Below are 15645 nucleotides of genomic sequence, written 5' to 3' on the forward strand. Positions count from 1 at the left end.
AAAGATAAACAGAAAACTATAAGTTAAACAACTACGCTCTGAATATAGTGACCCCAAATCAACATATTCTTGCCATAATATGGATTAACCTATGCTCCCTAAAAAATCTAGGCATTTTGTATATGCCGTGCTTTGGTTGGCTTTTTGTATTGTAGGTACTTCAGCCATAGCAAATCCGAACGTATACAGGTTTATTTCAAAGTTTGATGGTGCGGTTCATTCTGATGTAATGTTGGATGAAAATGCAGTATCAGAGGGCCATCGTATTGGCTCTAATTCCACGTTCACACCCGACATAATGGCCTCAGAAGCGGCTCCCATGTTCGTTACTATCATTCTTGGAGCTAATGAAGAGGTAACCTGCCCTAATGATGGTAGTACACTGGCCAAGTTCTTCCTTTGTGGTACCAGTGATGTAAGAACCATCAGTTTAAGCCAGTCCGGATCTTCTTATGAATGGCAAAGACTAGACCCCAATCGTTGTGCCGCTTCTGTAATTGAGGATTGTGCAAATACTACTAACACCTGTTACGACACTGTAGGTAACGGAGCGACCTATAATTTGTCGACCAGCGGAGAATTCAGGGTGCGCGTAGATGGAGGACAATATTATTATTTTAAGTCTACCCTCAACCCATTAAATCCTCAACTTATTAAGGAGGATATTGTCTGTGGAAACCCGGGTAGGGTAGAGATCACCAACGTACCTGCAGGGTATGAGTATAGCCTTAACAGTTCGGCCGGTCCGTATCAGGATTCTCCTTTTTTTGATATCACAGCGCCAGGTAACTATATGGTTTGGGTTCGTTTAAAGAATGTATCTGCTAGTTCTTGCTTATTTCCATCAAACACCGTCAATGTACAAGACCTTAACATCAATGTAGATGTTACGGCCAACGATATTTTATGTAGTGGCCAGTTGGGAAGTATAGATGTGCAGGTAACCGGAGTACCAGGATTTTTTACGTATCGCCTCATTAAAAATGGGGTTACTGTTGATACTTTCGGGCCAAATGCCGCAAGCAATTACACCTTTGCCAATGTAAGTCCGGGCACCTATAGTGTGCGCGTGGAAACCAATAAGTGTAATGAACTTATCACCCTCGATGTCAATTCCAATCCAATAGTCATAGGGAATGGCATTAGTCCCATTGCCGTTTCTGCCACCGCAAACGACAGTTTTGGTTGTGGTGCTGCCACCGTAGATGTAACCTTGGGTACCACCGGAGGAACCTCTCCCTACAGATTTAGTTTGGACGGTGGAGGTACTTTTAGTGCTCCATATGCCGGTTCAACTGTGTTTACAGTAAGCGCTGCAGGCACCTATAATATTCTAATAGAAGATGCAAATGGCTGTATAAAAACTGCAAGCGTTGATGTACAAGATCTCCCACCGCCCGTTTTTACCGTTACAACCCTGGATGCCAATTGTGGCGGGGCCAATGACGGTAGAATAACCGTAAATATCACCAATGGATTTGGGTACAATTTAGAGTACAGCAATAATAACGGGCTTACGTATCAAAGTAGTAATGTGTTTAACGGTTTGGCTCCGGGAAGTTATGATGTAATGATTCGCTACCAGCAAGGCAGCTTTGTTTGTACAACACCAGCAACCGTAGAAACCGTTGGAACACCTTCGAATATTACTGCAACGGCAACAACCAATTCTGTTCCTACTTGTTTAAATGAAAATGGAGGGCAAATTACTATTTCTGGGGTGTCCGGAGGAACCGGACCTTATGATTACAGCCTGGGAGCCGGATTTAGTGGAACAACCGTATTTACAAATTTAGGAGTGGGTACTTACACCCCTCAGATCAGAGATGCTAATGGCTGTGTTCAGAGTTTGGCACCTATAGTGTTCAATGCACTAAATAAGCCAACGGATATGGATTTTACTATATCCAGCATTGATTGTATTACCAGCACAGCCTCCGTGACTGTTGCAGTTACAGATGGAACAGCACCCTTCACCTATGAAATAATTGATCCGGCCGGGAGTGCCATCAATAATGGAAATAATCCTGTTTTTACTGGCCTTGGACTGGGAACCTATACCTTCAGAGTAACAGACAATGAAGGTTGTTCTTATGACGAGGTTTTCGCGATAACTGATATCAGCTCTATCTCAGTTCAATCCCAGGCCACGAAAGTAGTGACCTGTGTGGGAGATAATGACGGGGAAGGCAGATTTTTAGTCGATGGCTTCGCCACCACCTATAGTTATAGTATAGATGCAGGACCACTCAACACTGGGGAGTCTAATGGGATCATTTCATTAACTGGCCTGGCTGCCGGTAGTTACGTAATAAATGTTACGGATGAGGATACCAATTGTACAGATACGGCAACCCTGGTAATCCAGGAACCTGCGGTAGCTTTTGCAATTAGCAGTTTAAATGTAACCCCCATGAGTTGCCAGAATGGGAATATTGGAAGCGTCACCATCAATACCGTTGGTGGTTGGGGTGGTAATCGCTATACACTTACCCAACCAGACAGTTCAGTTAGAGGCCCAAAGAATGGTAATACATTTTCAAACCTATCCCTGGATGGACTATATCAGGTAAGTGTTACGGATGCCAATGGATGTACTCTTACGGATAGCTTTACGCTAACTTCCTTATCAGCTCCAATACTCACTATTGATGCTGCATCCAGCGATTATTGCTATGACAATGTAGACGCAGCTACCATTGCGGTGAATGCTGCAGGAGGATTACCCCCATACCAATACAGAATTAACGGAGGTCCATGGGTAGGAGGGAGTACCTTTAACGGCTTAACCCCTGGAGCGTATTCCATAGAAGTTGCAGATGCCAATGACTGTAGGGATACGGTATCTGTAACCATTGAGCCAGAAATATCTGCCATCGCTACAACGATCACTGAACTTAATTGTGGTGGTCCGCCAGCGCAGATTCAGGTAGTGATCAGTGATGGATATCCATCAGGAGGGAATTATGATATATATGAAGTAAGTATAGATGGGGCACCTTATACGTCAGCTTCCAATCCAATTACAGGTAACACCTTTACGTACAGTATTCCCAATGATGGGTCTATCATTACCGATACCACCTTCCAGTTCCTGGTATCAGATAGTAGGGGATGTACAACAGAAACAAATGTAGTGACCATTTCACCTCCCGAAACTATAGTGGGAGCCGCAGTACCCACAGACACCACTTGCGGTGAGGATAATGGGATAATTACATTAGTACCCGATACCAATTTTGGTGTTCCTCCTTATGAGTACAGTAACAATAGTGGCGCCACTTTTGGGCCTCAGAATATTTTTTCGGGCTTTGCGGCAGGACCCTATAATACCTTTATGATCCGGGACAGCCGTGGGTGTACCACGTCCTTACTTTCGGCCACTATCAATGCCAGTGCTGCGATAGATGCGACTGTGGTTGCTAATGATGCGGTTTGTGCTGCTCCTACGGTAGCCGGTTCCATTGACGTAACTGGTGTTGCAAATGGCACGGCTCTTTACACCTATATAGTACAGGATATCAATGGAACAACGATTACATCTGTTGGTCCAACGGCACTTACCGCGGTCAATTTTCCAAATTTACCTCCCGGAACGTACACCATCATTACCCAGGATGCTTCCGGTTGTGAGGACAGGGATACGGTTACCATAGTACAAAATCAGCTTATCCTTACTCCGCTAGATGTGCCGCCACTCAACTGTACAGACCCCTGGCTTACCTACAGATTTCAGGCTAGTGGAGGTACCGCACCCTACTTATTTGGTTTGGTGGGTGGTCCGCTGGTTCCGGCTAATGTTAACGGGGTTGACATCCATGATTTTGCCGGGCAGGTGACTTTCGGCGTAACTTATTTTGTCCAGGTTCAGGATGCATTGGGTTGTATCTATATAGAACAAATAGACCCAATTATAGGTCCAACTCCCTTGGCCGTCGCTGCTACAGCAACCTCTGCGGCCTGTGCCCCTAATGCGAATGGAACCATCGATTTTCAGGTTACAGGGATAGGCTCGCCGGCAGATATTACCATACAATTACAGGATACCAATACAGGAGCAATTATCAGTGGACCTACATCATTTACAAACGAACCCATTCCCTATAATGGCTCATTCACTGGCTTGCCCGCAGGGAATTATCAGATCATTGTTCAGGACGACAACACAAGTTGTAATGCAAGTACATTAGTAGATATTGTTCCCAACGTCCCGGCCATTGTCATAGATGACAATCAACCTGCCAGTTGTAATGTGGGAGCACTGGTTACAGTACGAGGAAATGGAGGAACACCTCCGTATGGATTTGCCTATGTGCCAACCAGTAACCCGGCTCCCGTCGTATTTACTGCTCAGACCACCTATGAGATTGCCGGTCCATATCCTGCCGATTATGATTTCTATGTACAGGATAGTTTTGGATGTACAAGTTTTACCACCGTTACGGTTACTTCAGATCCGGGTGTTCCTGTACCAACAGTGGATGTGAGTAATCAATGTACGGCAGTTGCAAATTACACCATAGATGTAACCAGTCCTTTAACAACAGGACCAGGCCCTGAAACTACTTTTCAATACGATATTGGGGGTGGATTTCAGAATAGTCCAAATTTCACCGTTCCCAATCCGGGCGATTATACTATTACCGTCCGGGATGGAAATGGGTGTACCAACACCGTAGTGGCGAGGGTTTTCGACTTTTTTGCGATCTCTGCGAGTGCAACGACAGAACCAACATGTAATGCAGGTGATGGGGTAATCACAGTAAATACCAGTGGGGGTAGTGGGAATTTCCAGTATGAATTAGACGATGGTATCAATCCGCCGATCGTTCAAGTTAATGATCCTTTATTTATCAATCTATTACCTGGGAACTATACAATTTTAGTTACAGACCTGGATTCTAATACCGTTCCTTTATGTAATGATACCACCACGGTAGACGTTACTGTTGTCACCAATCCGGTGATCTCGGCAACTCCGATGGGGGATATTACCTGTAATGGCGCCAATGATGGCTATATCGGCGTAGAATTACAACCCGGTACAGATACAGATACCCCTTTCTCATTTATACTGTATGATGGAGGAACGGCAACTGTAGTTCAGGGTCCTCAGAGTGTTGCTCTTTTTGACAACTTGGCACCTGGCACCTATCAGGTAGAAGTGATCTCGGATAGAGGATGTACGGATCGATCTCCAGATATAATCATCTCAGAACCTTCACCTTTACAGATCAATGCCCTGAATACCGACTTTACCTGTGATCCCAGCAGTAATCGATTTAATACTGCAACTATTACAATTTATACGGATACCAACGGAGATGGTAGCGGCATCAACACAGGTACCGCACCCTATACCTATAGTATGAACGACGGCACACCGGCTTTTGACGGGACCAATTTTCAGACCAGCAACACCTTTGAGGTCATTGATGATGGTACAAATCAGACCATTATACTCACAGCCCGGGATCAGAATGGGTGTGAAATTACCGATACGATTACGATCAATGCCCCTACAGATCTAACCTTTACCTATAATGTTAATCCGCTGACTTGCGATGCTACCGGTATTGGGGTAAGTCCTGGTTCTATTGAGATCATTATGGATCAGGGTCCGGGAAATTATGATGTAGAAATTCTTCCACTTGGCTCTGCAGCAGTTCAGAATTCTGGTGGTACAGACAGGGTTGTTTGGAGTATTAGTACCCCTGGTGATTATATTTTCAGTGTTACCGATATTGGAAATGCCGGATGTTCTTACCTAACCGCCGTGGTTAATGTACCAGAATACAACAACATCGATGCCGTAATCGCCGAGGTGGAACCTGTGACCTGTTTCAACGGCTCTGATGGAGAAATAAGTATACAGATTAATGGTTATACCGGGGTTTATAATTATGAGGTGTTCTCAAGGGATAATACCGGGGTGGAAACTACCACTGGTGTTACAGGAACATTCGATACCACCATTATTGGTCAGAATCCGGGAGTTATTACCGGACTACCTGCCGGAAACCTTGTCGTACACGTAGAGGCCTTAGACACTCCTTTCTGTGATACAGTGAGTAACGTTACTACGGTTAGGCAACCAGATAGAGCATTAACAGTGGTAGCACAGCAGACTGCAGAAGTAACTTGCGCCATTCCTGGTATTGGAGAGATATTCCTCACGGGAGATGGCGGATGGGGAACTTATGAATATCAGCTTATTGCACCAGATGGATTTACTGTAATTCAGGACTTCCCAAGTACTAATACAAGTATAAGCAACCTTTCAGAGGGCACCTATACGATCAACATTCGGGATATTGAAGGATGTACGGCCAGTAATACCATCACCTTATTATTACCCACTCCTATCTATGCCGATATTCAGATCACGGCACCCCTCCAATGTAACAATGATAATAATGGGGTGATTGAGGCTTATAATATGAGTGGCGGACAGGGCCCCGGGAATTATCTGTATCAATTGAACAGAATTACGGAAGGAACGAGTAGTGGCCTTCAAACCACCCCTTCCTTTGCGAATTTGTCTGCAGGAGATTACTCAATAACCGTTTTTGATGGATGGGCATGTAGTTATACAACCATCCCTATTACCATAATGGATCCTGAAGTGGTCATTACAGAATTGGTGGAATTACAACCCCCAGGTTGTGGTGATATAGGTATTATGGAATTAACCGTTACGAATCCGGAACCGGGTGTAAGTTATTTTTACAGGCGCTCTGGTAGCGGGGATCCATTTATTCCCCTAAGTACGCTAGATCCTTTGGCAACGGTGGTTCAGATCTCTGAGGATATTACCCTGGATCCCGGACCCTTCCAATATGATGTTCAAAACTCTAATGGTTGTCCGTTTGAGATCTCTAACCAGATATCCCTGGATCCGGCTGCACCACTTGTGATCTCTTTGGACCTTACGAATGCAACCATAAATTGCGCCGGTGAAGCTACAGGGATCATTAGATCTGAAGCTTTTGGCGGAATTGGAAACTATATCTATACACTATTAAATTCTGATGTGCCGCCTTTCCCAAATGCAGGAAATACGGTAAGAACTGCCCAAGCATCGGGTATCTTCAGGGACCTTGGCCCGGGCACTTACTGGGTGTATGCGGAAAGTGGAGGCTGTACGGCCATTTCCACGCCAATTACCATCGTAGATCCTCCACCATTGGTGTTAGACTATTTACAAGCGGTTCCCGTTAGTTGTTACGGAGACCTGGATGGCCAGATTATAATAGAGGCCAGCGGAGGAACAGGGATCATTCGATATTCCATTTCTGATCAGTTGAGCGAGTTTTTCGAAGGGGACGATCCCTTATTTCCAAATAGAAAGACCTTCACCGATCTGGAACCAAGAAGTTACGAGATCATTATCCAGGATGAACTGGGATGTACCATTACGCAAACAGTGACCATCACAGAGCCTACCGAATTGGTAGCAGGAATTGGAAATTCCATCCCGGAAACTTGTTTGGGGGATGAAGATGGTTCTGTGACCATAACGGTAAATGGAGGTACAGCACCCTACGAATTTGCATTGAATTCATCAGATCCGGCGGATTTTGCGCCAAATCCAAGTATGACTTTTACCAACCTGCGAGGAGGTGAGACCTATGTAATTTTTGTTAGAGACGCCAGAGGTTGTGAGACCAACGTCATTGTTCCGGTTGGAATAGGGGTAGAACTAATTCCGGAAGCCATGGTAAGCTATGGGTGTGATGGGATATTCCCGAATAGCACAACAACGGTATCTGTACAGGATATAACTCAATACCCAGAGTTGTTATTTGCTTTAGATCCTGCCGATCCTACGGATGCTATCACTGCACAGGCCGATATTGAACGCAGCTGGGGAGACCTTCCACCCGGAGACCATACCGTCTATATATACCATTCTAATGGGTGTAGTACTTTTGTAGACTTTACTATTGATAATTACGATCCGCTTACGCTAGACCTTATTAAATCCGGACCCAATGAGCTCACGGCTATTGCCACCGGAGGCTTTGGAGGCTATGAATATTTCTTTCAGGATGTTTCCTTTGGAAGTGTAAATATCTATGAGATCAATGCCGATGCTACCGTTACCGTTCGTGTAGTGGACCAACAAGGTTGTGTTGCCGTAATGGCCATTCCGTTCGATTTTACAGGGATGCTGGATATACCCAATTTCTTTACTCCAGATGGAGACAACAATAACGATGTCTGGTTCCCAAGAAACAGGGATTTCTTCCCAAATATTGATGTAAAGATCTACGATCGCTACGGGCGTGTAGTAGCCATATTAGACCAGGTTACCTCCTGGGATGGTACCTATGAAGGCAATGAATTGCCAACAGGCGACTACTGGTATGTTGTGAATGCAAATGATAAAGAAAAGCAACAGTATGTTGGGCATTTCACCCTCTATCGATAATAGGTTCTTTCTGTTATAGAGCTTTAATGATGGGTTGTTTATTCTACAAGCTTACCGTTTTCCAGGAGGATGGGATAAGTATAGCCACTGCCAAGATCTACATTTAGACGTACGACCGCACGAATTGATACGGTGGCTCCTTTTTGTACTTGTTCTTCGGAGGTAATTAATAGATCGTAATCATCCATACTGCCATCTTTGAAATGTAACCAGTTTTTATCCAGGATATTCGGATTAACTTTAAAACATTCTCCCCGGATAACTACTTCATTATTCTCGTATTTAGAGGGGTTTTTTACAAGATCTGATATACGAACAAGGCCCATAAAGCTGGAAGCAGTGTCTTGTCTGATGATCATCTCCTTTTTAACAACAATTTCGTCTTTATTTTTCAAACTACCGTGAAATGTCCCTTCCATGATCCCGTGATCTTTTGGTATAAGGGTGGTTACAAGATATAAAGTGTCGAAAATCCGTCCTAATTCTTTGCTTTCAAATGCTGTTTTTAACAAGGATTCATTGTATAGATAAGAAGTACCTATTTTAAGCTCTTGTTTTTGGGTTGCGATCCAATATGAATCCTCACCTTCTGTCAATTTCGCATAATAATATTTGGAGGTAGGGAGAATTTCTTGGATGACAACTTCATGCATAGTGTAGTCAACATCACTATTCATTGCACTTTTATCTACTGCACGGTTAATGATGTAAGGTTCGGTAGTTTTAGGGCCAAAATTACAAGCCGCTACTAGTGTGCCCACTATTATTTGAATACAGAGAGTTTTTTTAACCATTTTATGAGTCGCTTGAGATTTTTAAACTTGGGTCTTTAATTTCAATATTGGCAGTCCTGAGTAAAGCTCTTAAAGGAGCCTCAAGAAACCACTTTGTAAATTCGTCTACCTCGGCCTGAATGATTTCTTTGACCTCTGTAATCGCCTGAAACCTTTTTTCTTTGTTATTTGCTATTTCGGAGGAAATGGTATCCAGATCAAAAAATTCTATGCCCGCTTTGTTACCCAGTACCGGGTCTATTGTGCCTGGTAATCCCAGATCTATTAATAAGCGCCTATCCTTGGAATTGTCCAGTTCTTTTATGAGATGATGACAATTACTGGCAGCGCCAATGATGACATCAAAATCCTCAAAATCATTAGACATTACTTTCCCCCAATCATAAATTTGACAATTGTATTGTTTTGCCAGTAAAGCCGCATTTTTTTCAGTTCTGTTACTGATATACAGATGCTGATATTTAAATTTTTGATTGTATTTAAATAATTTTTTAACAATGTCTCCTGCTCCAATAATCAAGATCTTTGTAGACGACCTTGAGGTGGGCCCGTACGATGTTTCAATCAATTTTAAGGACCTGTAAGCAGAGGAAGTAGTGCCGTCACGGAAATTAGTTTCATTACGCACTCTTTTGTGGGATCTAAAAACAGTTTGTAAGGCTCTCTCTAACAATGATCCCTGTAAGCCAGCCTTTCTGGACAATATGTATGCCTTTTTAATTTGGCCAATTATTTCTGCATCTCCCAAAACCTTTGAACGTAATCCGGCAGAAACCGCGGCCAGTTGTTGTACGCTTTGTAAGGTGTCATTACTTTGAAAGAACAAGTGAGCGTTACGTTTCGATTCCCGACCAAGAATAGCACAAAAAGTATCCAGCAGGTCTTCTGATGAAGTAGTCTCAGATTCAAAATATATTTCCGTTCTGTTGCAGGTTCCCAAGAGTAAAAGTCCGGTAATATCAGGAAAAGCATTCTTAAGCCGAGCAATCACCTCCGGTTTTTCCTCTTCGGGAATGCTAAATTCTTCCCGGAGGATAAGGGTGGCTGTGAGATGCGATATGCTAATAAATCTTAATGCTTTGGTCATAAGAGCGGATGCTTTAGGTTATTTATGGGCAAACCCAATGATCCCTTATCTTCTTTGATAAGGTAAACTGTGTATTATTAATAAATTTTTGGTTTTACTCCTTCAATGTGCGCATATAGTTGACTACCAACCACATATCCTCCTCTACAGGGATTTTCTTTTCATAATTTGGCATGTCCTTCCGGCCGATATAGCTCTTGTAAAAAATCTCACCGTCCGTCTGGGCATGGAACTCCTCGGAGGAAAAATCCCCCAGGTCGCCTTCCAGTTCGGCAGCCTTGGGCCCATCCCCGTATCCTTCTTTCCCGTGGCAGGATTTACAGTGTTTATCGTATAAGGATTTGCCGATATTCAGATCTACTTTGGGATCCGTCGGATTTTTCATGCTTATGTATTTATCTGGCACTACCCATTTATCCTGTATTTCGGAGGTAAATGCAAATAGTACCAGGGATAGGAAGCAGAGCATTAAAAAAGTCTGAATTTTTTTCATCATTTATTCATTTTAGTTAGAGTTGCAGATAAACTTACTTTTTATTTATAATTGTTTGTCATTTCTCATTCCAAGTGATCGCTCTCGGCTATCACTTCTTTTCCAAGTCTTTTGATCTTAATCAGATTTGCGACGGTATAGGCAAAGTTTGTCCAAACTCCCACCAAAAGAATGCTGAGAACTACATACATCCAAAATGGTGCCACTTCAGACCACAACATATTTTCACCTTGTATCCTTTCAGTTTTTGGAATCCCCCAAGTGATTTTTTGTTCCTGAATCACGTTGCCATAATTATCGTCATCCTCAATCATGGCAAAGACAGTTAGATTACCATCCTGATCACCGGGTAATTCTTTTGGGAATTCGACTTGCAACTGACCTTCATCTGTAAAGTCGTCGGCAAAAACCATTTTTGACAACATCCCGCCCACGGACAATTTAACGTAGGCGCCATTCACCGGAACTTGAGCCCCGATACTGTCTGATGTAAATGCGTTTACTATTACGGTTTTTACACTGTCAATTTCAACAAGGTCGAGTTTCAGATGTAAATTTTGAATTTTTAATTCCTCCGATTCTTCATCCAGGGCTTCACTTCCCTCGTATCGTGCAACAAAGGTCATAAATCCCTCTTCATCCGTAAGGAAGTCGTGATCTGCGGGCAGGGTTACCTGGGCAATTCCCTCTTCGTTCGTTACAGCCTTACCCAGTAAAACTTCCTGTTCGTCCAGCAGGTTGAGGAATTTCACCTCAGCCTGGTAAATTGGAATCTTATTTTTGCGGTCTTTTTTGTCTGTGGCCGTAAACTCCGCTTTGAATAATCGGGATTGATCGGCTTGTTTTACAGCTGTAAACCCAAATCTGACCCTATAGTCACTCATGTCAACTGTTTCCTGAGCCTTGCCTTGAATGGAGAAAAGGAGGCTAAAAACGAAGAAGATGAGGGTTGCTAAATATGTGCGAGGTAAAGCTATCATGTCAATTTATTTTGGTGGGCAGTTTGATTTTCCCTCTCGTTTTCTATAATGTCGGAGAGTGAGACAGCAGGCACTAATTTCACAATCAGAATGAAAAGCAGAACGAAAGAGGCAATACCTCCCAGGGTAAGGGCCCACTCAATCCAAGTAGCCGAATATTCGATGAATTCAGGCCTTGTGTCCTGTATGGGAATATAAGGGGTCTCGAGGGTGGGAACGACGATCAGATATCTATTGAGCCAAAGCCCCAAAACAGCGATTATAGCAGCAAAGGTAATGGAGTTTATAGTCCTGAATCTCTTAAAGAACAGGATCACAAAGGGCACCAGAACACCTACGTAATTTGCCAGAATAAAGGTCCAGAAATATTTGCTGAACAGCGTATCCAACAGTTCGATATCATACACTTTGTGACTGAACCACCTCGAGAAGTATTCGCTAAAGGTAAAGTATCCGTATAAGAGAGATACTATAAGCAAAACAATGCCTGCAACTATGAAGTGGATTTTCCTCAGGTAATGATCCAATTTTAGGTATTTTCTAACTAAAAACATGGAAATAATGATGACACCTACTCCGGAGTATAATCCTGCCACTATGAAATAGGGTGCGAATATAGTGCTGTTCCACCCAGGTTGAAGCGTCAGGCTGAAAATCCATGCCAGAACCGTATAGGCCACCAGGGCCAGGACGATGACAATGGTTGACATGGTCCGGATTAATTTCTGGAGGATTCTGGATTGCTCAGGGGTGTCCTGGTAATTCATAGCCAGGAAGCGGTAAAGCTTTTGCCTCCAGGAGGGGCAGGTCTCGCAATTGTCTCTGAGTAAGGCGAAATCGGGAATAAAGGTCATGTACAGGTAGATAAAACAGGCTACCAGGTCTGTCATAATCGCGATGATGTCCCAGGTGATGGGCGACTGAATTCTTGGGTATAGAAACAGATAGTGCAGTCGGTCCAATCGACCAATACAGAGCAGTATAAATATCGGACCCACAACGAGAGATAATACCGTAATGATTTCTACGATCCGGGTCACAGAAGTTTTCAGCGGAGTTTTAAAGAAGTAGAGAACGCCGGAGATAAATGCTCCCGAATAGCTCAAACAAACGAAGAAGATAAAGTTGATGATGTAGATTCCCCAGACCACATTGTCGCGCATCCCTGTAATTTCATGCCCCTTGATCAACTGAAGGACAAATGCCACCAAACCTGTCATGATCAGGGCAAGTAACAATCCAATCCAGATTTTTGACAACATTCCGAATTTCATGAGGTTGGGGGCAAACTCCTGAACCAACTCCCTTTTTCTTTTTGCAATGTCCATGTTAAGAACTTAAGTCTTTATTATTTTTTGCCTTGTACTCCTGAACCTCCGGTACATTGTCGTAGCGTTCCAGGATCTCCTCATCAATCTCAAAGCCTCTTTCCAATGGGAATTGTCGATTCACCGGAGGCAGGTAGTACACATTGGGTTTGGTCCCAAGGTGTTCCAGGTGGCGATATCCTCCCCGGTCTTTGATCAGTTGGGAAAATCGCACGGTTTCAACGCCGTTGGTCACCAGATCTTCGTTCTTGTCCCCAAAGTAGATTACCCCCATGGGACAGGCTTTAGCACAGTGAGGCAATTCGCCTTGCCTCAGCAAGTCCGGGCAGAAATCGCATTTCATCACAGTTCCCTCTGAGGCAGGCACACTGGTTTCTGGAGAATAAGGCTGATCCGTATTCTCGAATTTGTCTTTGTGTCCCCAGTTAAAACTCCTCGCCGAATAGGGGCAACTCGTCATACAGAATTTACACCCGATACAGCGGTCATTATCCACAAGAACAATACCGTCATCCCGCTTAAAGGTTGCACCCGTGGGGCATACCGTAACGCAGGGCGGTTCGTCACAGTGAAAACACGGTTTTGGAAACCAGTAGGGGGCACCTTCCTCGTTATCCCGTATCAACTGCACCTTCATGAATTCTTCATGCTTGTCCAGCTGATGTTCTCTTTGGCAAGCCTCTACACATTTCCTGGCATTGTTGCATTTAGCCAGGTCGATGACCATCACAAACTTTCGATTGGGAATCCCCTTCCTGGATTCTGTCGGGGTGATATGGGCCTCAGGGTACTTGTTGATGTTTTTGGCATCGACCTCAACCACCTTTCCATCTGGGGTAAGGAGTTTGATCTTATTCCCGGATGCCTCCAATTCTTCCTCTGAAGCCAGGTGAGATAACAAGGATGCCCCGGTAAGTCCGGTAATCCCGGTTAAAACCCCGAGTTTCATAAAACTGCGTCTAGATTTTTTGTTGCTATCGTCCATGGTCGGAGAAATATTTGATGGTGTTAGTCTTTACTTGAATTACAGAATTTTAAAAAATGTACTACGGCCTGTTCTCTTCCTTGATCAGAAATTATAGAGTCGGGTAATGTTAAAGCCGATCAGGAAATCCCCTTCGAAGAAATTGTTCTGGTTAAACACAATGTTCTGCTGAGGGACGATGCCCTGATAATTCGATAGGAATAACTGAAAGGCGTGGGAAGAAGTCCTGAACTCCACTCCGACGCTGAATCCAGCTTCCGGGTCCATGTCCAACTCCGCCCCGTCGAGGTGGTGGATGAACGGCTGGGTGTAGTCCACCAGGATGGACGTCTGCGAACTTATCTTGTATCGTCCTCCCAAAGACATGGCCACGACATCATTTCTCATCCGCTGGGGCACCAGGTTGTAGTGAGATACGCTGACGGCTCCCTGAAGGGATAAATTGGGATTAAACCTCCTGGAGATGATCAGCTGGTTGAAGTATGAATAACGGTGCTGTTCCACCAAAAAGTTTTCCTTGCCACGGGCATCGATCACAAAGTTTCCATAATAACTCACGTTGACCGGGATCTTGTCTGACCGGGTCTGGCGAAGCAGGGCCACCTTCCAGTTAAAATCCTGCAACCTGTTAAACTTGGAAGTTCCGAAGCCAAGGGTTACCCTTTCGTGAGGCGCATAGCTCAGGGCGATACGGATATTGGCAGGTGCCCATATACCAAGAAGATCATTATTGCCTGAATTCACTACACCGAAACGGTGTGCCATGTGCACTTCCAGGGTGTTCTTGATAAAGGTGACATCGGTTGGGTTGTCTATAATATAAGAGCTTTCAAAAGCAGGCCTCTCCGGTCTCTCTTTAACCTTTTGTTCAGTAGTATCCTGTTGGGTTTCCTGGGAGAACAGGAAAAGAGGGGCTATCAGGAGAAAAACAAATATGAAGCTGAATTTTTTCATGTCGGTGTGTCTTATCGGGTTAGTTGTTTTCGGCGCCCCGGTCTATCCATTCTTTGATTAGCGCCAGGTTTGCATTGTCAATAACATATCCCACATCTATCGGATGTCCGTTCCCAGGTAACCTTTGATAGAATGGACTGCCTTCTGCATCTCCTGCTGTGATTGACGCAATGATGTTCCTATAAGCGTTGCCAACCCCGAGATCGGGATTTGCCACGTTGCCGTTGTGGCAGACGGTACAGTCTTTTCCGCTTTGGGAGAAAATAGGTTCTATATCAGTTCGGAATGAGATGGCCTGATTTCCCGGTATGTCCGGAAGGGGCTCACTCAGATCGATCTCCTGGTCGTAGTAGCAAGAGAAATTGAAGAGTACCAAGCTGCCGATCAGGAAGAATGCGATGCGATTTTTCATGTTCTTCATTTTATTGTGTTGTCTTCAGGTTTTCCATTTCACCCCCACGTCGTCAAAGCATCAGACCAGATAGGCGAATGGACAGTTCCCGAAATTGGTTTTAAATTGCCCGGGCTGGGAATCAGGCCCGGGCTTGGCATTTGATCTTTAGTCTTGCAGTGCCTCAATGGAGTTCTTC

General features: G+C 44.1%; 9 protein-coding genes. 1 reads left to right on the forward strand and 8 read right to left on the reverse strand.

What is annotated here, in order from left to right; translation table 11 throughout:
• The first annotated feature begins 91 nt into the window (after window positions 1–91).
• Window positions 92–8434, forward strand: a complete 8343-nt coding sequence (locus WBM49_RS01465; protein ID WP_424370285.1) for a T9SS type B sorting domain-containing protein — start codon at window positions 92–94, stop codon at window positions 8432–8434.
• 38 nt (window positions 8435–8472) lie between these two features.
• On the opposite strand, the gene WBM49_RS01470 is transcribed toward WBM49_RS01465, so the two are convergent.
• The 8 genes from WBM49_RS01470 to WBM49_RS01505 all read right to left on the reverse strand — a co-directional run bounded on the left by WBM49_RS01470 (window position 8473) and on the right by WBM49_RS01505 (window position 15467).
• Complete coding sequence (locus WBM49_RS01470; protein WP_424370286.1) at window positions 8473–9195, reverse strand: hypothetical protein; 723 nt, start codon at window positions 9193–9195, stop codon at window positions 8473–8475.
• Between the two features lie 34 nt (window positions 9196–9229).
• Window positions 9230–10315, reverse strand: coding sequence for a hypothetical protein (locus WBM49_RS01475; protein WP_424370287.1), 1086 nt, complete (start codon window positions 10313–10315; stop codon window positions 9230–9232).
• 94 nt (window positions 10316–10409) lie between these two features.
• Window positions 10410–10811, reverse strand: a complete 402-nt coding sequence (locus tag WBM49_RS01480; protein WP_424370288.1) for a c-type cytochrome — start codon at window positions 10809–10811, stop codon at window positions 10410–10412.
• 62 nt (window positions 10812–10873) lie between these two features.
• Window positions 10874–11788: a hypothetical protein gene (locus WBM49_RS01485; protein WP_424370289.1), complete on the reverse strand. Its 915-nt coding sequence runs from the start codon at window positions 11786–11788 to the stop codon at window positions 10874–10876.
• Complete coding sequence (gene nrfD / locus WBM49_RS01490; protein WP_424370290.1) at window positions 11785–13116, reverse strand: NrfD/PsrC family molybdoenzyme membrane anchor subunit; 1332 nt, start codon at window positions 13114–13116, stop codon at window positions 11785–11787. Before nrfD ends, WBM49_RS01485 begins: the two co-directional genes overlap by 4 nt.
• A 1-nt stretch (window position 13117) precedes the next feature.
• A complete protein-coding gene (locus WBM49_RS01495; protein ID WP_424370291.1) occupies window positions 13118–14065 on the reverse strand; it encodes a 4Fe-4S dicluster domain-containing protein in 948 nt (315 codons plus the stop codon).
• A 120-nt stretch (window positions 14066–14185) separates the two neighbouring features.
• The gene (locus tag WBM49_RS01500) at window positions 14186–15055 is read right to left on the reverse strand and encodes a DUF5777 family beta-barrel protein (protein WP_424370292.1); all 870 of its coding nucleotides are present in this window, start codon (window positions 15053–15055) and stop codon (window positions 14186–14188) included.
• Between the two features lie 19 nt (window positions 15056–15074).
• Window positions 15075–15467, reverse strand: a complete 393-nt coding sequence (locus WBM49_RS01505) for a hypothetical protein (protein WP_424370293.1) — start codon at window positions 15465–15467, stop codon at window positions 15075–15077.
• Between the last annotated feature and the right edge of the window lie 178 nt (window positions 15468–15645).

It is taken from the genome of Muriicola sp. (assembly GCF_049669965.1).
Lineage (GTDB): Bacteria > Bacteroidota > Bacteroidia > Flavobacteriales > Flavobacteriaceae > Muriicola.

Coding starts and splice junctions, on each gene's coding strand:
- WBM49_RS01465 (WP_424370285.1), top strand. CDS start 92: ATGCTCCCTAAAAAATCTAGGCATTTTGTATATGCCGTGCTTTGGTTG.
- nrfD (WP_424370290.1), bottom strand. CDS start 13,116: ATGGACATTGCAAAAAGAAAAAGGGAGTTGGTTCAGGAGTTTGCCCCC.
- WBM49_RS01475 (WP_424370287.1), bottom strand. CDS start 10,315: ATGACCAAAGCATTAAGATTTATTAGCATATCGCATCTCACAGCCACC.
- WBM49_RS01505 (WP_424370293.1), bottom strand. CDS start 15,467: ATGAAAAATCGCATCGCATTCTTCCTGATCGGCAGCTTGGTACTCTTC.
- WBM49_RS01480 (WP_424370288.1), bottom strand. CDS start 10,811: ATGATGAAAAAAATTCAGACTTTTTTAATGCTCTGCTTCCTATCCCTG.
- WBM49_RS01500 (WP_424370292.1), bottom strand. CDS start 15,055: ATGAAAAAATTCAGCTTCATATTTGTTTTTCTCCTGATAGCCCCTCTT.
- WBM49_RS01485 (WP_424370289.1), bottom strand. CDS start 11,788: ATGATAGCTTTACCTCGCACATATTTAGCAACCCTCATCTTCTTCGTT.
- WBM49_RS01495 (WP_424370291.1), bottom strand. CDS start 14,065: ATGAAACTCGGGGTTTTAACCGGGATTACCGGACTTACCGGGGCATCC.